The sequence below is a fragment of the Microbacterium sp. cf046 genome, assembly GCF_900114345.1.
Classification (GTDB): Bacteria; Actinomycetota; Actinomycetes; order Actinomycetales; family Microbacteriaceae; genus Microbacterium.
The window spans coordinates 155,203-172,255 of record NZ_FOZJ01000001.1 but is presented as its reverse complement, the minus strand read 5'-3'; the positions used below and the strand labels follow the sequence as shown (position 1 = coordinate 172,255).

Sequence of the window (17,053 nt, the reverse complement as noted above, 5' to 3'; positions counted from 1 at the left end):
ACGCGCCCCTGCCAGTGCATACGATCGACTCGTCCGCAGGCTCGGGATGCCGCGATGCGCCGCGGTGCCTAGACTCGCAGGGTGACCGACGCCCCCGAGATCCCCGTGCGCGTCCGCCCCGAGATCGCCGCCCTCCCGCCGTACAAGCAGGGCAAGCAGGCGGGTGCTGATGCCTTCAAGCTGTCGAGCAACGAGAACCCGTTCGATCCGCTGCCCGGCGTGCTGGAGGCCGTCCAGGCCGCGACTTCTTTGAACCGGTACCCTGACGCGACGGCCGGGCGACTGCGGGCGCGCCTTGCGGAGCGGTTCGGTGTCGACGACGGCTCCGTGCACATCGCAGCAGGAAGCGTGTCGATCCTCGCGCAGCTCGTGCTGGCGACGTCGGGTCCCGGCGACGAGGTCATCTTCGCGTGGCGCTCGTTCGAGGCCTATCCCTGGCTCGCCGTCGTCGCCGGGGCGACTCCGGTCCAGGTTCCGCTGACCGATGACGCGCGCCACGACCTGCCGGCCATGGCGGCCGCCGTCACTGATCGCACGCGCGCGATCATCGTGTGCAGCCCGAACAACCCCACCGGACCCATCGTCACCCAGGCCGAGTTCGACGCGTTCGCCGATGCCGTACCCGCGAACGTGCTGATCATTCTCGACGAGGCATATGCCGAGTTCGTCACCGACCCGGAGTCGGTCGACGGGTTGCGCGTCCTGGGCGCGGACGGCCGCGCGAACGTGGTCGTCCTCCGCACCTTCTCGAAGGCGTTCGGTCTGGCTGGTCTGCGCATCGGCTACGCGATCGGTCATCCGCGCATCCTGGACGCGGCGCGGAGCACCAGCATCCCGCTGTCCGTCACGGCGCATGCGGAGGAGGCCGCGCTCGCGAGCCTCGACGCCGAAGACGCGCTCCTCGAGCGTGTGCGCACGATCGCCGACCGGAGAGACCGACTCGCCGCGGCGCTGCGCGGCAGCGGATGGCGCGTGCCTGCCGCCCAGGGCAACTTCGTATGGCTGCCCGGGGGCCGCGAGACGCTCGACCTCGCGGAGGCGTTCGACGCGGCGGGACTCATCGTCCGGCCCTTCGCCGGTGACGGTCTGCGGATCAGCGTGGGCGAGGAGGACTCTGTCGAGAAGGTCCTACGGATCGCGGCATCCGTTGTGAAGGACCTCCCAGAGGGCCATTCGGGGCGCGGGCTAGCGTAGAACGGTGACCACGCCTGAAGACGTCGTGCAGGGCGATGCGCCCGAACTCGTCCGCGTGCTCGCGGCCGACGGGACGCTCGCGCCCACCGTCGCCGCCGAGCCCTATCTGGAGATCATCGACTCGCTGACGGATGCCGACCTCGAGGGCTTCTATCGCGACATGTTCGTGATCCGCGCGTTCGACCAGCAGGCCACCAACCTGCAGCGGCAGGGACAGCTGGCGCTCTGGCCGCCGAGCTTCGGCCAGGAGGCTGCACAGGTCGGGTCGGCGCGCGCCGCCCGCGTGCAGGACCACCTCTTCCCCTCCTACCGCGAGCACGTCGTGTGCACGATCCGCGGCGTCGATCCGGTCGACATCATCCGCGTGATGCGCGGACTCACGCACGGCGGGTGGAACCCCTACGACCCGAAGAACGGCAACACCCATATCTACACGCTCGTACTCGGCTCGCAGACGCTGCATGCGACCGGCCTCGCGATGGGTCTCGTCTTCGACGGGCGATCCGGCTCCGGAGACCCCGAGCGGGATGAGGCCGTGATCGTCTACTACGGCGACGGTGCCTCGAGCCAGGGCGATGTCCACGAGGCGATGGTCTTCGCGGCCAGCTACCGCACGCCCGAGGTCTTCTTCCTGCAGAACAACCAGTGGGCGATCTCTGTGCCGGTCGCCACCCAGTCGCGGTCGCCGCTGCATCGCCGAGGGGCCGGCTACGGCATCCCGAGCGTCCCCATCGACGGCAACGATGTCCTGGCCAGCTACGCCGTCACGCGGGTCGCGCTCGATGAGGCGCGATCCGGCGCAGGCCCCCGCGCGATCGAGGCGATGACCTACCGGATGGGTGCGCACACCACGAGCGACGATCCGACGAAGTACCGCACCTCCGCGGAGGAGGAGTCGTGGGCGCGCCGCGACCCGATCGCGCGGATGGCCGCGTACCTGCGGGCGCGGGGCGCGTCCGATGCGTTCTTCTCCGAGGTCGCGGCCGAAGGCGCAGCCGTGGCCGACGACGCCCGCGTGCGCACCGTCGAGCTGGGCACGATCCCCACCGACCTCATGTTCGACCATGTGTACAGCGAGCCGCATCCGCTCATCGACGGGCAGCGAGCGTGGCTCGCCGCATACGAGGCATCGTTCGAGGAGGACGCATCGTGAGCATTGCAGCGGGCGACGCTTCGACGAGCTCGGCGACCGCGGGCGCGCCCCAGCCGGCCGAGGAGACGGCCACTGCGGGCATTCCCACGGAGGCAGCCTCGCCGATCGAGACGATGCCGTTCAGTCGCGCGCTCAACGCCGGGCTGCGGCGGGCGATGACGGAGAACGATCGAGTGCTCCTCATGGGTGAGGACATCGGCCGGCTCGGCGGCGTCTTCCGCGTCACCGAGGGCCTGCAGGCCGAGTTCGGCGAGCAGCGCGTGCTCGACACCCCGCTCGCCGAATCGGGGATCGTGGGAACCGCGATCGGGCTCGCGATGGGCGGCTTCCGGCCGGTGTGCGAGATCCAGTTCGACGGATTCGTGTTCCCGGCGTTCGATCAGATCACCTCCCAGCTCGCGAAGATCACGAACCGGCACGAGGGCGCGATCAGCATGCCGGTCGTGATCCGCATTCCCTACGGCGGACACATCGGTGCCGTGGAGCACCACCAGGAGAGCCCGGAGGTGTACTTCACGCATACCCCGGGGCTGCGCGTGGTCAGCCCCTCGACGCCGAACGACGCGTACTGGATGATCCAGGACGCGATCGCGTCGGCCGACCCGGTCATCTTCCTCGAGCCGAAGAGCCGCTACTGGCAGAAGGGCGAGGTGGACTCGTCCGCCCGAGCGCTTCCGCTGCATACGAGCCGGCTCGTGCGCCGCGGCACCGATGTCACCCTGGTCGGCCACGGTGCGATGGTCGCGACGCTGCTGCAGGCGGCCGCGCTCGCCGAGTCGGAGGGGACATCGTGCGAGGTCGTCGATCTGCGATCCCTCTCCCCCGTCGACTACGGGCCGATCCTCGACTCGGTCCGCCGGACCGGGCGGATGGTCTACGCGCAGGAGGCCCCGGGGTTCTCGAGCCTCGGCTCCGAGATCGCGGCGACGGTCATGGAGAAGGCGTTCTACGCGCTCGAGGCGCCGGTGCTGCGCGTGTCGGGCTTCGACGCGCCGTTCCCGCCCGCCAAGCTCGAGGGAGCCTTCCTCCCCGACGCCGACCGCATCCTCGAGGCGGTCGACCGCACGATGGCGTACTGATGACCCGCCGCCTCCGTTTCGCGAGACTGCAACAGGTGGTCGAGACTTCGGGTGCACCCCGCTGTCTCGGGGCTCCAGTGCGGTCTCGCGGTCGGAAGGCCGCCAGAAAGGACACCGGATGAGCACTCAGACGTTCCTCCTCCCAGACGTCGGTGAGGGACTCACCGAGGCTGAGATCGTGTCGTGGCGGGTTGCACCCGGCGACGCGGTCGCCGTGAATGACGTGCTCGTCGAGATCGAGACCGCCAAGTCGCTGGTCGAGCTGCCGTCGCCGTTCGCCGGCGTGGTCGGCGACCTGCTCGCCGCGGAAGGCGACACCGTCAACGTGGGTGCGGCGATCATCACGATCGCGAGCGCCGACGCGTCGGCACCCCCCGCGACGGCGGGCCAGAGCGAGCACGGGGAGCCGCACGAGCCCGAAGCGGATGCCGGTGGCTCCGTCCTGGTCGGCTACGGCAGCGCGGGTCATGTGCAGTCGCGGCGCCGCAAGCCGGCCGAGCGGCCGGTGGCCGCATCCGTCGGTGTGATCGCGAAGCCGCCGATCCGCAAGCTCGCCCGAGATCTCGGGGTGGACCTGACCGACGTCGTGCCCAGCGGCGCGGACGGCGAGGTGACCCGCGAAGACGTCATGAGCCGGGCATCGCAGGCGAGCGTCTTCCGCAACATCGAGACGCCGGAGTGGGGCGCCGTGCGCGAGGAGACGTTCCCCGTCGCGCCGGATGCCGCCGCATCCGCTCCCGCCTCGCCCCCCCGCGCGGTGCCAGAGGTGGTCGAGGGACGCGAGGAATCCATCCCGGTGCGCGGCGTGCGCAAGGCGACGGCCAGCGCGATGACCAGCAGCGCGTACACCGCCCCGCACGTCTCGGTGTGGGTCGATGTCGATGCATCGCGCACCATGGAGCTCGTCAAGCGGCTGAAGACCTCGACGGACTTCGCCGACGTGAAGGTCTCGCCGCTGCTGATCATGGCCCGTGCCGTGATCTGGGCGGTTCGCCGCACACCGATGGTCAACGCCGCCTGGGTCGACACCCACGAGGGCGCGCAGATCCGCGTGCGTCACTACGTGAACCTCGGTATCGCCGCCGCCACGCCCCGCGGGCTGCTCGTGCCGAACATCAAGGACGCGCAGGATCTCAACACCCGCGAACTCGCACGCGCACTGGAGCGGCTGACGCTCACCGCGCGGGAGGGCAAGACGACACCGGCCGACCAGCAGGGGGGAACGATCACGATCACGAACATCGGCGTCTTCGGCGTCGATGCCGGAACCCCGATCATCAACCCGGGTGAGGCCGGGATCGTCGCGCTCGGCGCCATCCGGCAGAAGCCCTGGGTGGTCGACGGCGAAGTGCGGCCCCGCTGGGTGACCACCGTGTCGGGCTCATTCGATCATCGGGTCGTGGACGGCGACGGTGTGTCCCGGTTCATCGCCGACATCGCTTCGGTGCTCGAGGAGCCCGCTCTGCTGCTCGACTGACCTCGTCAGTTTGAGAACGATTATCAATAGCGTTAGGGTGGGGTCATGCCCCGCTCTGCACTCGCCCTCGGCCTGCTCGCTCTCGTCGGCTCGCTGACACTCGCAGGCTGCGCGTCGACGGGGGCGGATGCTGCGGCATCCGATCGGATCGCCGTGGGGGCCTCGACAGACGTGTACGCGCAGATCGCCGAGGAGATCGGCGGCGACCTCGTCGATGTGACCGCGATCGTCTCATCAGCCGCGCAGGACCCGCACTCGTTCGAACCGAGCGTGCGGGATCAGCTCACGGTCGATCGAGCCGCGCTCATCATCGAGAACGGCGGCGGATACGACGCGTTCGTCGACGCCCTGATCGATGCCAGCGGCTCGACAGCGCCGGTCATCACCGCGGCCGAGCTCTCGCCTGCGTGGTCCGGGGAGAGCGCCGACCACGCCACCGACGACCATGATCACGGACACATGGAGGGCTTCAACGAGCACGTCTGGTACGACCCGAGCACGATGGGGGCAGTGGCGGAGGAGATCGCGGCCGAGCTCTCGGAGCTGAGTCCCGCCGATGCGGAGGCGATCGACACGAACCTCGCCACGTTCCTCGAGGGCATCACCGGGCTGCAGGACTCGCTCGCCGATCTGAAGGCCGCGCACGCGGGCGACGAGGTGTTCGTCACCGAGCCGGTTCCGCTCTACCTCGTCGATGCCGCGGGCTTGGTGAACGTGACGCCCGACGCCTTCAGCGAGGCGGTCGAGGAGGGGCAGGATGTCGCCCCCTCGACCCTCCTGGAATCGCTCAAGCTGTTGAGGTCCGGCGACGTGCGAGTCGTGATCGTCAACTCCCAGACCGGCGGTGCCGAGACTGCCGAGGTCGTCTCCGAGGCGGACACCCAGCAGATCCCGGTCGTCGAGTTCTCCGAGACCCTTCCCGGCGAGCAGACGTACCTCTCGTGGATGCAGGCGAACATCGCGGCTCTCGCAGGGGCGCTCGACCAGTGAACGTCGATGAGACTCCTCCGCTCGAGATCCGCGGTGCTGCGCTGCGCCGCGGCGACCGGGAGCTGTGGAGCGGGCTCGATCTGACCGTCCAGCCGGGTGAGTTGATCGCCGTGCTCGGTCCCAGCGGTTCGGGCAAGACCACGCTGCTGCGAGCGATCCTCGGACTCGACCGACTGAGCTCAGGTCGCATCGAAGCGCTCGGCGAAGAGGTGCGCGGCCGCGGCAACCGGCGGATCGGCTACATCCCGCAGCAGCGCCCGCTCCCCCGCGACACCGCCCTGCGCGGCCGTGACCTGGTCACCCTCGGCGTCGACGGTCATCGCTTCGGGCTGCCGTTCCCCCGCCGCGCCGACCGCGCCCGCGTCGATCGGCTGATCGACGCAGTCGGCGCGCGCGAGTTCGCCGATGATCCGGTGGGCAGGCTCTCCGGCGGCGAGCAGCAGCGCCTCCGCATCGGACAGGCGCTCGCCGACGATCCCCGCCTCCTCCTGTGCGACGAGCCGCTGACGAGCCTCGACCTCGCCAATCAGCAGGCGGTCGTCGGGCTGATCGACGGGCACCGCCGCAAGAACGGCGCGGCGGTGCTGCTGGTGACCCACGACATCAACCCGCTGCTGGGTAAGGTCGACCGCATCCTGTACATCGCGAACGGCCGCTTCACGCTCGGGAAGCCCGGCGACGTGCTCCGCTCGGATGTGCTCACCGATCTGTACGGGGCGCACGTCTTCGTCCTGCGGGCCGGCGACCGCCTCGTCGTGGTCGGCGCCCCGGATGCCGAGGAATCCCACCACCATCACCATGAGGGCCACGAGTGAACTGGGCGGACATCTGGGACGCGATGTTCGGCGGGATCGCCGACTACGGCGAGATCGTGCTGCTCGTGTCGAACTCGATCATCGCCGGTGCAGTCCTCGGACTGGTCGGCGGGCTCGTCGGCGTCTTCGTCATGCAGCGGGACATGGCCTTCGCGGTGCACGGCATCAGCGAGCTGTCGTTCGCCGGCGCCGCGTTCGCGCTGCTGGTGGGGTTCGACGTCGTGACCGGCTCCATCGTCGGCTCCCTGATCGCCGCCGCGATCATCGGGGTGCTGGGGGCGAAGGCACGCGATCGCAACTCGATCATCGGCGTGCTGATGCCGTTCGGACTGGGTCTCGGCATCCTGTTCCTGTCTCTGTACGACGGCCGCAGCGCCAACCGGTTCAGCCTTCTGACCGGGCAGATCGTTTCGGTGCAGACCGGCCAGCTCGGGTGGCTGATCGCGATCAGCGCGTTCGTCCTGCTGGGGATGCTGCTGATTTGGCGACCGCTGCGCTTCGACTCCCTCGATCCGCAGTCCGCGGCCGCTCGCGGCGTGCCGACGACCGCGATATCGCTGACGTTCATGCTGCTCCTCGGGTTGATCGTCGCGGTCAGCGTCCACATCATCGGAGCGCTTCTGGTCATGGCCCTCCTGGTGACACCCGCCGCCGCGGCGATGCGGATCGCGACGGGACCGATCGCCGTGCCGATGCTCGCGGCCGCGTTCGGCTTCGTGTCGGCGGTGGGCGGCATCCTGCTCGCGGTGATGGGGACGCTCCCGGTGAGCCCGTTCATCACGACGATCTCCTTCGCCATCTACGTCGCGTGCCGCGTGATCGGTGCCCGACGCGACCGGGTCGCGGCGTCGGCGTGAGCGACCTCACCCGGCTCCCGCTCAGAGGCGATCGGTAGAATCCGGCACATGGTCCAGCGCAACACGTGGCAGCGCGATCGGGTGCGCGAGGCCCTCGGCGACGCGACGGGCTTCGTCAGCGCCCAGAGCCTGCACGCCACCCTGCGCGAGGAGAACACCGGCATCGGCCTGGCCACCGTGTACCGCGCGCTCGCCGGTCTCGCCGCCCAGGGCGAGGCCGACTCGCTGCAGAGTCCCGAGGGCGAGAGCCTGTACCGCGCGTGCACGTCTCCCGGCCACCATCATCACCTGATCTGCCGCTCCTGCGGGCTGACCGTGGAGATCGAAGCGACGGATGTCGAGCAGTGGGCTCGCAAGACCGCCGCACAGCACGGGTTCAGCGAGGCCGAGCACGTCGTCGACATCTTCGGGCTCTGTGCGGATTGTGCGCGGGCCCGAGCGAGCGAGCGTGTCGTCGAGTAGGGCGCCCGTCGACTCACGTCCCCGTGGTGGCCGGTCGGCTGCCGGCGGGCGGGGAGTCTCGGGAGCTGCGGCAGCAGTCGCGGTGGGCATCGGCGTCGCAGTCATCGCTGCGCTGTTCCTGATCGACGCCTTCGCGCCGACGGTCTTCCCTGCCTCGCTCTCCACGCGCGCACAGGACGGCCTGACACTCGCGATCAGCGTCCTGATCGAGTCGCTCCCGTTCGTCGTGCTCGGAGTCGTGCTCTCGATCGCCGTGCAGGTGTGGGTGCCTCCCGGCGTGATAGAACGATGGATGCCGCGCCGGGCATGGGCTCGGCGCATGGTGCTGTCGCTTCTCGGGATGGTCGTTCCCGTCTGCGAATGCGGCAACGTTCCGTTCGCCCGCGGTCTGCTGATGCGCGGCTTCACGGTGCCCGAGACGCTCACATTCCTGATCGCTGCGCCGATCGTCAATCCGATCGTGATCATCACCACGCATCAGGCGTTCGGCTTCAGCGACGGCATCCTGATCGCCCGCCTGCTCGGCGGCTACGCGATCGCGAATCTCATCGGCTGGCTGTACAGCCGGCATCCCGACCCCGACGCGCTGCTTACCGACCGGTTCCGCGAGACCTGCGACCTCGTCGTCCACGAGCCGGGGAATCGTGGACGACGGAGCATCGCCCAGTTCGTGGTCGAGCTGCGCGCGGTGATGCCCGCCCTCGTGATCGGTTCGGCGCTGGCCGGAGCCGTACAGGTGCTCATCCCACGCGACGCGCTCCTGGCGATCGGGTCGAATCCCGCGCTCTCGATCGTGGCGATGGTCGCGCTCGCGATGGTGGTCTCGATCTGCTCGAACGTGGATGCCTTCTTCGCCCTGTCGTTCGCGTCGACCTTCACGCCCGGCTCGATCGTGGCGTTCCTCCTGGTCGGCCCGCTCGTGGACATCAAGATGCTCGCCCTCATGCGCACCACCTTCACGACCCGCACCCTGGCGGGGATCGTGGTGGTCGTGATCCTGTCGGCCTTCGCGATCGGGACGGTGGTGAATCTCCTTGCCTAGCGCGGACACCACCCCGACCGGCCGGATGACCGCCCGATGGATCGCGACCCGATGGCTCGGCGTCGGGCTCGCCTCCGTGCTCGCCGTCGTCACGCTCGGCCTGGCGTTCACCGGCAGGCTCGGGCTGTACATCAATCCGGAGTCGTCGTGGTTCGCCGTCGGGATGTCGGTGGTCCTGCTCATCGGCGCGGCCCTCAGCTTCACGCTCCCGCTCGGCGCCGAGGCGGACCACGGGCACGACCACGGCGACCACGACGAACACGACGGTGACGATCACGACGATCACGCTCACGGACCGGTTGCCCACCCCGTGGCGCTCACCGCGACCGTCGTCGGCGGGATCGCTGCATCCGGAATCGTCCTGCTCACCCTGGTGCTCCCCCCGGCATCGCTGTCGGCCGAGCTCGCGATGTCGCGCGATGTCGGCGCACCGCCCCTGTTCGCGGGGTCGGATGCCGTGACGCTGGCAGCCACCGGCGACACGGCCAGCTTCGGGGTCGGCGAGTGGGCGACTGTCTTCGCGACCGCCACGAACCCCGACGCGTTCGACGGAGACGCCATCGAGCTCACCGGCTTCGTGACTCCGTCCGACGGGAGCGGCGGCTTCGATCTCACCCGGCTCGTGATCACGCACTGCGTGATCGACGCGCAGCCGGCTAGTATTCCGATATCGGCATCCGCTGGATCGTTCGACACCGGGCAATGGGTCACGATCACCGGCACGGTCAGCTCCACGGCCGACGGCCGACTCGAGATCGACGCGACCTCGGTCGAGCCGATCGACGAGCCCGAGGACCCGTATGAGTACTGACCAGCCCACGCGCGCGAGTCGCTCGCGCAAGCGGCGCGGCCGGGCCTTCCTCGGGGCGTTCGCCGTCGTCGTCGCCGCGCTTGCGGTCGTCGGCCTGGCGGGGGCCGCGGCCGGCGTGGCTCAGGGGCCGCGGGTGACGGCGGTGCAGGTCGACCCTGACGCGGCGGCTTCGGCATCCGGGTCCCGGGTCATCGTCACCACCTCGCAGGCACTCGCCGAGGTGGATCCGAGCCAGGTCACGGTGTCGCCCGCCGCGCCGTTCACGGTCGACACGTCAGGGCGCAATGTCGGCGTGCGCTTCACGCTGCCGCTCTTCGACGACACGGAGTACTCGGTCACGTTCGCAGACGTGCAGGGTGTCGGGGGCGGACCGTCGTCGACGTTCACCGAGACCTTCCGCACACCGGCGGCCGAGCTCTTCATCCTGCAGCGCACGACGAGCGGCGACACGATCTACCGCACCGACCTCACCGGCGCCGAGGCGGTGCCGGTGTTCAGCGACGAGCACATCGAGGACTTCCGTGCGACCTCGAGTCACCTCGTGGTGTCGGTGCGCGCGGACGACCAGGCGAAGCTCACCGTCACCGACCTGGACGGCCGCGGGCAGCGCGAACTCGTGCTCCCCGGCGACGGGTATGTGACGAACCTGCAGAGCGCGGATCGGGGCGAGCTGATCGGATACACCTTCTCGGATGCCGACCTCGACGAGACCGGCGGACTCGAGAGCGTCCTGTTCACGGCGTCCCTGAAGGAGAGTGAAGCGGATGCGGAGCCGACCCAGGTCGCGGTGACCGGCGCCGAGCCGAGGGTCGCGGAGTGGCGCTTCGTCCCCGACACCGACAGCATCCTGCTGCTCGCGTTCGATGGCTCGCTGCTGCTGACCGGTTCGTCCGGGCAGGACGCGACCGCCCTCGGCTCGGCCGTCGCGATCGAGGGGATCGCCCGCGGTTCCTCGCAGGCGATCGTCAAGCGGGTGGACGGAATGTCGGTCATCGATCTCGCGGACGCGAGCGAGTCGCCGCTCGTCACGCCGGATGTCGACCTCGGCCTCCAGGGCGACATCACCCCGATGCCGGGCAGCGGAACGGTGCGGATCGGGGCCCCGACGGACGAGTCCGGAATCCCGGTCGGCACGACCGTGGCCGCCGTCGCCGACGACGGAGGCACCGACGTCCTGATGGAGTTGCCGGCTTCGGACGTCGCGCTGCAGACCTGCGTCTCACCCAGCGGCCGCTACGTGGCGGTGCTGGTCGCGCCGGATGCCGTCGCCAATCCATACGACGGGTACCAGCTGCCGCTTCCGGGGCAGGTCGAGTCGCGCGTGGTCGAGATCGCCACCGGCACGGAGGTCGTCTCACTGCACGGATTCGACCTCTCCTGGTGCCAGGTGCCGCCGCGATGACGAGCGTGCGCCCCGCCACCCGCGCGGACCTGAGCGGGCTTCCCGTCGAGGTCGCCCCGCGTCTGCTCGGCGGGCTGCTGACCACGATGGTAAACAGTGAGACGGTGACGGTGCGCCTGACCGAGGTCGAGGCGTACCACGGCGCCGGCACCGGCGAGGTCGCCGATCCGGGATCGCACGCCCGGATGGGCCGAACTCGGCGCAACGCCACGATGTGGGGTGAACCGGGTCACCTCTACGTCTACCTCAGCCACGGCATCCATTCGTGCGTGAATGTGGTCAGCGGACCCGAGGGGCTCGCGGGCGGGATCCTGCTGCGCGCGGGGGAAGTCGTCGCGGGTCGGGATGCCGCTGCGCGGCGCCGGCTGGCGCGCCGGGGTGTCGTCCGCTCGGACCGCGACCTCGCGCGCGGGCCCGGACGCTTCGGCGATGCGGTGGGGCTGCGGCATCCGATCCACGACGGCATCGATGCGATCGCCGGCGTCGAGCTCGCCGGCGCGACCGCACGGCTGGAGCTGCGCTCTGAACCTCTTCAGCGCGTCGCCAGCGGTCCACGAGTCGGAGTCGCGGGTCTCGCCGGGACGGATGCATTCCCCTGGCGGTTCTGGATCGACGGCGACCCGACGGTCTCAGCGTTCCGCTGGGGTCGAGGGGCCGGACCGCGGCACATTCCCGACGTGGAATGAGACAGCCGAGGGAGTCCGGACGCTCAGCGCAGTGACGCCACCGCGGTGAACGACGTGCGCAGCGCCCGCATGTTCTTCTCGTAGCGCGCTGCGAGATAGATCAGCAATGCACCGCCCACGCCGAGCCACAGCCACCACGGCACATACACATAGGCCGATGAGATCCACGGCCACAGCTGTGCGATCCCATGCGTGAGCAGCACGACCGAACCGAGCACGAGGGGAGCCTGCAGTCTCCACACGGCACCGACGACGACGAGTGCGATCGCCACCACGCCCAGACCCACCGCGCGCCACAGCTCAGTCTCTCCGAAGAAGTCGTACAGGAGCGGAGGCAGGGTCAGCAGCGCGAGGCCGGGGCCGAGGGTCGGCCACGTGCGCGCCTGCGGCTTGCGCCGCAGCGCGCGTGCACCGAGGGCGAGGAGTCCGAGGGCGGGCACCACCGTGACCAGTTCGACCGGGCTGACCGAGAAGACGGTCAGGGCGACCAGGCCGAACACGCCCGCAGCCGCCGCGGCCACGATCGGCAGCGCGAGACCCAGACGATCTCGCAGCAGCACCCCGCCGAACCCGGCGACCGTCAGCGCGGTCATGGTGAACAGCGTTCGCAGTTCGTCGCCCGCCGTGGCCCCGAGGAGCACCCCTTCGGCGGCCGCGAAGAACGCGAGCGCGATCGCGAACCCGACACCCACGACGGCGGCGACGCGCGCGGCGAGCAGCGTCGCCGCCGTGGACCGCAGCGCCATGATCCCGATGGCGGCGGTGATGCCGAGCGCGATCACGGCCCACAGGTCCGGCTCGACCGTCGCACCGGCGGTGTCGAAGACGATGATGAGGCGCGCACCGATCGCGACGAGGGAGGCGACGAAGCCGCCCACTGCGAGCACCGCACCGAGACTCCGCCAGCGCTCGCTTCCGAGCAGCGCGGCACCCCCGACCGCGACCACTGCGGCGACCGTCGCGGTCACGGTGGTGCGTGCGAGCTGACCGTCGCTCAGCACGACGACAGCGGCGAGCAGCAGCGCAGCCCCCGCGAGGGCGATCGCGACGGCGAGCCCTGCCGCGGTGCGCTCCGAATCGGATCGCCGGCCGGCCGCGAACGTGAGGGCAGCCGCCACCAGGATCGCGCCGGCGCCGGAGACGAGCACCGCGGATTCGGCGGACTCGAAGCCGGCGATCGCCAGTGTGCGGCCACCCATGAGCACGGATCCGGCGGTCAGCACGAGAGCCGACCAGATCCGCAGGCCGAACACCGCGCCGATCGGCAGGAGGACGGCCACCAGCGCGGCGGCGAGCGGCACGATGACGACGAGCCAGACGCGGAGTGGCTCGATCGGAGCGATGATGCTCGGCGCGACGGCGAGCGTCAGGCCCGCGAGCCAGACGATGCGCTCGCCATCGGTCGCACCGGGAGCCTCCTGCCGCCGCCGCCACTGGGCGGACGCCGATCCGGCCAGCACCGTCAGCGCGACCGGAAGGCTCGCGAGCTCGATGATCGGCGTCGCGTCGATCGTGAAGGCACCGGCCATGAATCCCGTGACGGCGAAGGCCGCGGCCGATGCGAGAGCGGTCCATCGCGTCGGCGCGCCGAGCGGATTGCGACCGACGGCGGATGCGGCAACATGCAGAGCCGCGAGGGCGACCAGCGCGACGATGAGCACTGCGACGTCATCCGCTGCGAGGAGGCCGGCAACGGTCGCCACGGCCAGCGTCAGCGGCGGAACGATCGCGGAGTACGATCCCTGACGCCCGGTTCCGCGGAGCGGTCGCGCAGCGCCCAGCGCCGCCGCATAGGCGATGACGACCAGCAGAAGCAGCCATGCGGACTGGACGGCGATGTCATCGAACGCGCCGTCGACGGCGCGCTGCACAGTGACGAGCGCGAGGGCGAACAGCGCCGTCGTCGCACCTGAGAGCGCGGGGATGCGCGCCCGCAGGGCGGGCGCGCAGGTCAGCAGCAGCGCGATCGCGGCCGACACGAGCGCGACGACCGTGCCGCGCACCAGCGATCCAGTCCAGCCGGCGAGCGCTGGCACCGCGAGCCCCAGCAGGAGCGAGGCGGTCACGGCGACGGCGGATTCGGGAAGACGTCGCAGCCACACGAGGAGGGCGCTGAAGGCGAGAAGTGCGATCGCGGGTGCGAGGACGAAGGCCTCCACCGTCAACGACGACGCGCCGGGCGAGGACCACAGACCCGCCCAGAGCGCTGCGGTCGCCAGAGCGAACGCAGGCCACGCGAGCAGCCGTCGTGGCGCGGCGCCGGTGAGCACCCCGGATGCGCGGGTCGAGGGGATGCCAGCGGTGCTCGCGCTTGCCGGCGCGGCCCAGCCCCGCGAAAGAGAGGCGCCGATGAAGCCGAGGGAGACCACGGCGAGCATTGCCCACCGGAGATCCTCCGGCACATCCCAGGCGAGTGCTGTGACCACCGCAAGTGCACCGAGATCGACCATCGCGCGCGTCGTCGCGCCGGCCGCGCCGGCCGCGGTTGTCGGCTCGACCGCTTCGGACGGTCCCCCCGGCGTCACGGTCACTGATGCCACCGACGGACGCAGCATCGACCAGACGGCCGCCAGGCACACCACGGTGACGGCTGCGCCCACCGTGGCGATCGCGCGGGCGCCGTGCTCCTCGAGGCCGAATGTCTGCAGCACCGCGAACGTCGCGTACGCCGCCCCGGCAGGCACGAGTGCCGCGCCTCCCAGTGCGGGTGCCGCGGCGACGCGGGTGCGCCGGAGCGCCACCAGTGCGAGCAGCGCGAGCAGTGCGATCGACCGCGCAACCGCCAGCGCGGGCTCGCCGAGCGCGCCACCCGAGCCCGATGCGGCATCGGCGGATTTGAAGGCCCCCAGGCCACCGGTGGCAGCGATGCCGTAGGGAAGCAGCGACAGGCCGAACAGTGCGTAGGCGGATACGGCGAGCGTGGATCGACCTTCCTGACCCAGACGGATGACCACGGCGCACAGGAGCGCCGCGAGCGCGATCCACTGCACCAGGACGAAGGCCGTCATCGTGTCGGTGGTCGCGCCGGTGACCTCGGCCAGCGCCGACGGCGCGAGGAAGGCTGCAACCGTCGCGACACCGACGGGAGCGAAGGTCAGCCATGCTGCGGCGGGACCTGCCGGACGGACCACGAGCTGGGCGGCGATCGGGACGGCCACTGCGAAGAGGACGGCGATGAGCCACAGCCACGGCGCCGTGGTGCCGACCAGGAACGCCGTCCCTGCGGCGATGGCGGCGGCGATTGCTCCGCCTATCCGGAGGGGCGGTCGTGTCAGCGCGAGGATCGCACCGGCGGCGACGAGCACCGCCGCGCCGACGATCAGCGCGGGGATGGCCGCCACGGCGACTCCCATCAGCAGGACGACGGCCGCGATCACGATCCTGAGGTTGCGCAGGCCCGGTCGGCTCAGCGTGGGAGCGGCGAACAGCAGGACCGCGATCAGCACACCGGCGATGGCCGCGAACCAGGCGCCCTCCGCCTGGTGGAGGGGTGCTGCGACGGCATCCGTCCGCCACGTCACCCAGTCCAGGGAGATGCTCAGGCCCGCGAGAACGGCCCACCAGCCGAGCGTGGCCACGAGGCTGAGACCACCGAGCACCGCCGCCGTCACCCGGGCCGGCCGGACGTCGCCGAGACGTCGGTGGAATCGATCGAGCACCACTGGCACGGCCACGGCGATCAGCGGACCGACCAGCAGCGAGTATGCGGGGAAGTCGGCGCGATAGGCGAGCTGCCACCCCAGGATCGCGGCGACCGCAGCCGCGACGGAGGAGGCGACACCGGCGATGAGCGGCGCGGCCGGGAGCGGCTCAGCGCCTCCATGCGGGCGCAGCAGCACGGCGTGCAGCGCCCCGAGGGCGACGATCGCAGCACCGCTCCAGAGCGCGAAGGCGACGCTGTCGGGAGACACGAATGCCGCAAGGACCGCTGCGGCGACGAGTGCCGCCACGCCGATGACGGCGAGCGTGACCTGCTCGGGGACCGAATCCGTACGCGCGCGAGCCGAAGACCATGGCGCGGGCAGTCTGTGGGCGAGCCCGCCGGCCGCTGCGCCGAGGAGACCCGCCACGATGGCCTCGCCCGTCGGGAGCGACGTCGCGCCGCCGATGACGAGTCCGAGGCCCACCGGGAGGGCGAGGACGGCGGCCAGGTCCGGGCTTCGCAGCGCGGACAGCTTCGCCCACACCCGGCAGAGCAGCCCCACCACGATGACGCTGACGCCGTAGTACAGCGCCGGCTCGATCGCTGCGGTTCCGAAGAAGTCGTTCGCGCGAACGGCCCACGCGTCGAGCGCGAGCAGGAGCACGCCGAGCACCGCGATGCCCTCCGCGGTCGCGGTGAGCGAGCGGCGACGCAGGAGCGAGGCGATGCCGATGGTCGCGACGGTGATCGCACCGATGATCAGCGCACGCACGCCGATGCCCCACGTGAACCACGCGTAGACCAGGAAGAACACGGCGGCGACGCCGACCAGCGACACTCCGACGATCAGCAGGAGCACCGGCACGCTGAGGCGTCGACGCGGAGCGCGCGGCTCAGGCGCGGGCTGCGGAGGCGCGACGGATGCCGGCGGCTGCGCCGGCCCGACGGGTGGCGGCGACTGTGCCGGCACGGACGAGGCAAGCGGCGGCGCCGCGAGCGCTGTGGCGCCGACCAGCGCAGGCTCTGCGGCGGGCAGCGGCTCGGCGACATGCGTCGTGCTCGCAGCGCCCACCGCCGTCGGCAGCTGCCAGAGCAGCGGCCCGGGCGGAATCGGCTCCGCGAACCCCACCGTCGTGGGAACCGGACTCGGCGGAGCTTCGGCGGCAGGCGACGGCACGGGCTCGGGCACGGGAGCGAACGACGGCGCCGGAGCGCGCCGGTAGTCGAGCCGCACTGCTTCGATGAGGCGCTGCCGGTCGGCTTCGGCGACCACGATCGCGCGGCCGAGCTGAAGCACCTCGAGGGCTCGCGGGTCGGTCAGGACGAACCCGCAGACCGGACATTCCGGAAGCGTGATCTGGGTGAAGCACCCAGGGCACACATGGACGTCGGCGAGGGCTTCGGGCGAGGAAGGCCACGCCCCGCCCTAGTCAGGTGAATCT

13 protein-coding genes are annotated in these 17,053 nt (G+C 70.8%); 12 read left to right on the top strand and 1 reads right to left on the bottom strand.

Annotation, left to right across the window (positions count from 1 at the left end; genetic code table 11):
* Positions 1-81 precede the first annotated feature (81 nt).
* The 12 genes from BM349_RS00825 (at position 82) to BM349_RS00770 (ending at position 11,968) form a co-directional block, all read left to right on the top strand.
* Positions 82-1,194 (top strand): histidinol-phosphate transaminase, encoded by a 1,113-nt coding sequence (locus tag BM349_RS00825; protein ID WP_091701173.1) that lies wholly within the window; start codon positions 82-84, stop codon positions 1,192-1,194.
* Positions 1,195-1,198: 4 nt separating this feature from the next.
* Positions 1,199-2,347 carry a thiamine pyrophosphate-dependent enzyme gene (locus BM349_RS00820; protein ID WP_254773671.1) on the top strand — a complete coding sequence of 383 codons (1,149 nt, stop codon included), beginning with the start codon at positions 1,199-1,201 and terminating at the stop codon, positions 2,345-2,347.
* A gap of 113 nt (positions 2,348-2,460) precedes the next feature.
* Positions 2,461-3,426 (top strand): alpha-ketoacid dehydrogenase subunit beta, encoded by a 966-nt coding sequence (locus BM349_RS00815; RefSeq protein ID WP_091704634.1) that lies wholly within the window; start codon positions 2,461-2,463, stop codon positions 3,424-3,426.
* Between the two features lie 118 nt (positions 3,427-3,544).
* Positions 3,545-4,903 carry a dihydrolipoamide acetyltransferase family protein gene (locus BM349_RS00810; protein ID WP_091701170.1) on the top strand — a complete coding sequence of 453 codons (1,359 nt, stop codon included), beginning with the start codon at positions 3,545-3,547 and terminating at the stop codon, positions 4,901-4,903.
* A 45-nt stretch (positions 4,904-4,948) separates the two neighbouring features.
* A complete protein-coding gene (locus tag BM349_RS00805; protein WP_091701167.1) occupies positions 4,949-5,893 on the top strand; it encodes a metal ABC transporter solute-binding protein, Zn/Mn family in 945 nt (314 codons plus the stop codon).
* Positions 5,890-6,708, top strand: a complete 819-nt coding sequence (locus BM349_RS00800; protein ID WP_091701163.1) for a metal ABC transporter ATP-binding protein — start codon at positions 5,890-5,892, stop codon at positions 6,706-6,708. The genes BM349_RS00805 and BM349_RS00800 overlap by 4 nt, the downstream gene beginning before the upstream one ends.
* The gene (locus tag BM349_RS00795; protein ID WP_091701158.1) at positions 6,705-7,565 is read left to right on the top strand and encodes a metal ABC transporter permease; all 861 of its coding nucleotides are present in this window, start codon (positions 6,705-6,707) and stop codon (positions 7,563-7,565) included. The genes BM349_RS00800 and BM349_RS00795 overlap by 4 nt, the downstream gene beginning before the upstream one ends.
* A gap of 48 nt (positions 7,566-7,613) precedes the next feature.
* Entirely contained in the window at positions 7,614-8,027 is a 414-nt protein-coding gene (locus BM349_RS00790; protein WP_091701154.1) for a Fur family transcriptional regulator, read from the top strand.
* An 82-nt stretch (positions 8,028-8,109) separates the two neighbouring features.
* Positions 8,110-9,069 (top strand): permease, encoded by a 960-nt coding sequence (locus BM349_RS00785; RefSeq protein ID WP_175525143.1) that lies wholly within the window; start codon positions 8,110-8,112, stop codon positions 9,067-9,069.
* 25 nt (positions 9,070-9,094) lie between these two features.
* Positions 9,095-9,880 (top strand): TIGR03943 family putative permease subunit, encoded by a 786-nt coding sequence (locus tag BM349_RS00780; RefSeq protein WP_091701150.1) that lies wholly within the window; start codon positions 9,095-9,097, stop codon positions 9,878-9,880.
* Entirely contained in the window at positions 9,870-11,282 is a 1,413-nt protein-coding gene (locus BM349_RS00775; protein WP_091701146.1) for a hypothetical protein, read from the top strand. Before BM349_RS00780 ends, BM349_RS00775 begins: the two co-directional genes overlap by 11 nt.
* Positions 11,279-11,968 carry a DNA-3-methyladenine glycosylase gene (locus tag BM349_RS00770; protein ID WP_091704628.1) on the top strand — a complete coding sequence of 230 codons (690 nt, stop codon included), beginning with the start codon at positions 11,279-11,281 and terminating at the stop codon, positions 11,966-11,968. Before BM349_RS00775 ends, BM349_RS00770 begins: the two co-directional genes overlap by 4 nt.
* Positions 11,969-11,991: 23 nt before the next feature.
* On the opposite strand, the gene BM349_RS00765 is transcribed toward BM349_RS00770, so the two are convergent.
* Positions 11,992-16,908: an SCO7613 C-terminal domain-containing membrane protein gene (locus tag BM349_RS00765; protein ID WP_139230859.1), complete on the bottom strand. Its 4,917-nt coding sequence runs from the start codon at positions 16,906-16,908 to the stop codon at positions 11,992-11,994.
* Between the last annotated feature and the right edge of the window lie 145 nt (positions 16,909-17,053).

Bases quoted from the DNA above. Each gene is read 5' to 3' on its own strand.
- BM349_RS00815 (WP_091704634.1), top strand. From the start codon at position 2,461: ATGCCGTTCAGTCGCGCGCTCAACGCCGGGCTGCGGCGGGCGATGACG.
- BM349_RS00810 (WP_091701170.1), top strand. From the start codon at position 3,545: ATGAGCACTCAGACGTTCCTCCTCCCAGACGTCGGTGAGGGACTCACC.
- BM349_RS00805 (WP_091701167.1), top strand. From the start codon at position 4,949: ATGCCCCGCTCTGCACTCGCCCTCGGCCTGCTCGCTCTCGTCGGCTCG.
- BM349_RS00790 (WP_091701154.1), top strand. From the start codon at position 7,614: ATGGTCCAGCGCAACACGTGGCAGCGCGATCGGGTGCGCGAGGCCCTC.
- BM349_RS00780 (WP_091701150.1), top strand. From the start codon at position 9,095: ATGACCGCCCGATGGATCGCGACCCGATGGCTCGGCGTCGGGCTCGCC.
- BM349_RS00775 (WP_091701146.1), top strand. From the start codon at position 9,870: ATGAGTACTGACCAGCCCACGCGCGCGAGTCGCTCGCGCAAGCGGCGC.
- BM349_RS00770 (WP_091704628.1), top strand. From the start codon at position 11,279: ATGACGAGCGTGCGCCCCGCCACCCGCGCGGACCTGAGCGGGCTTCCC.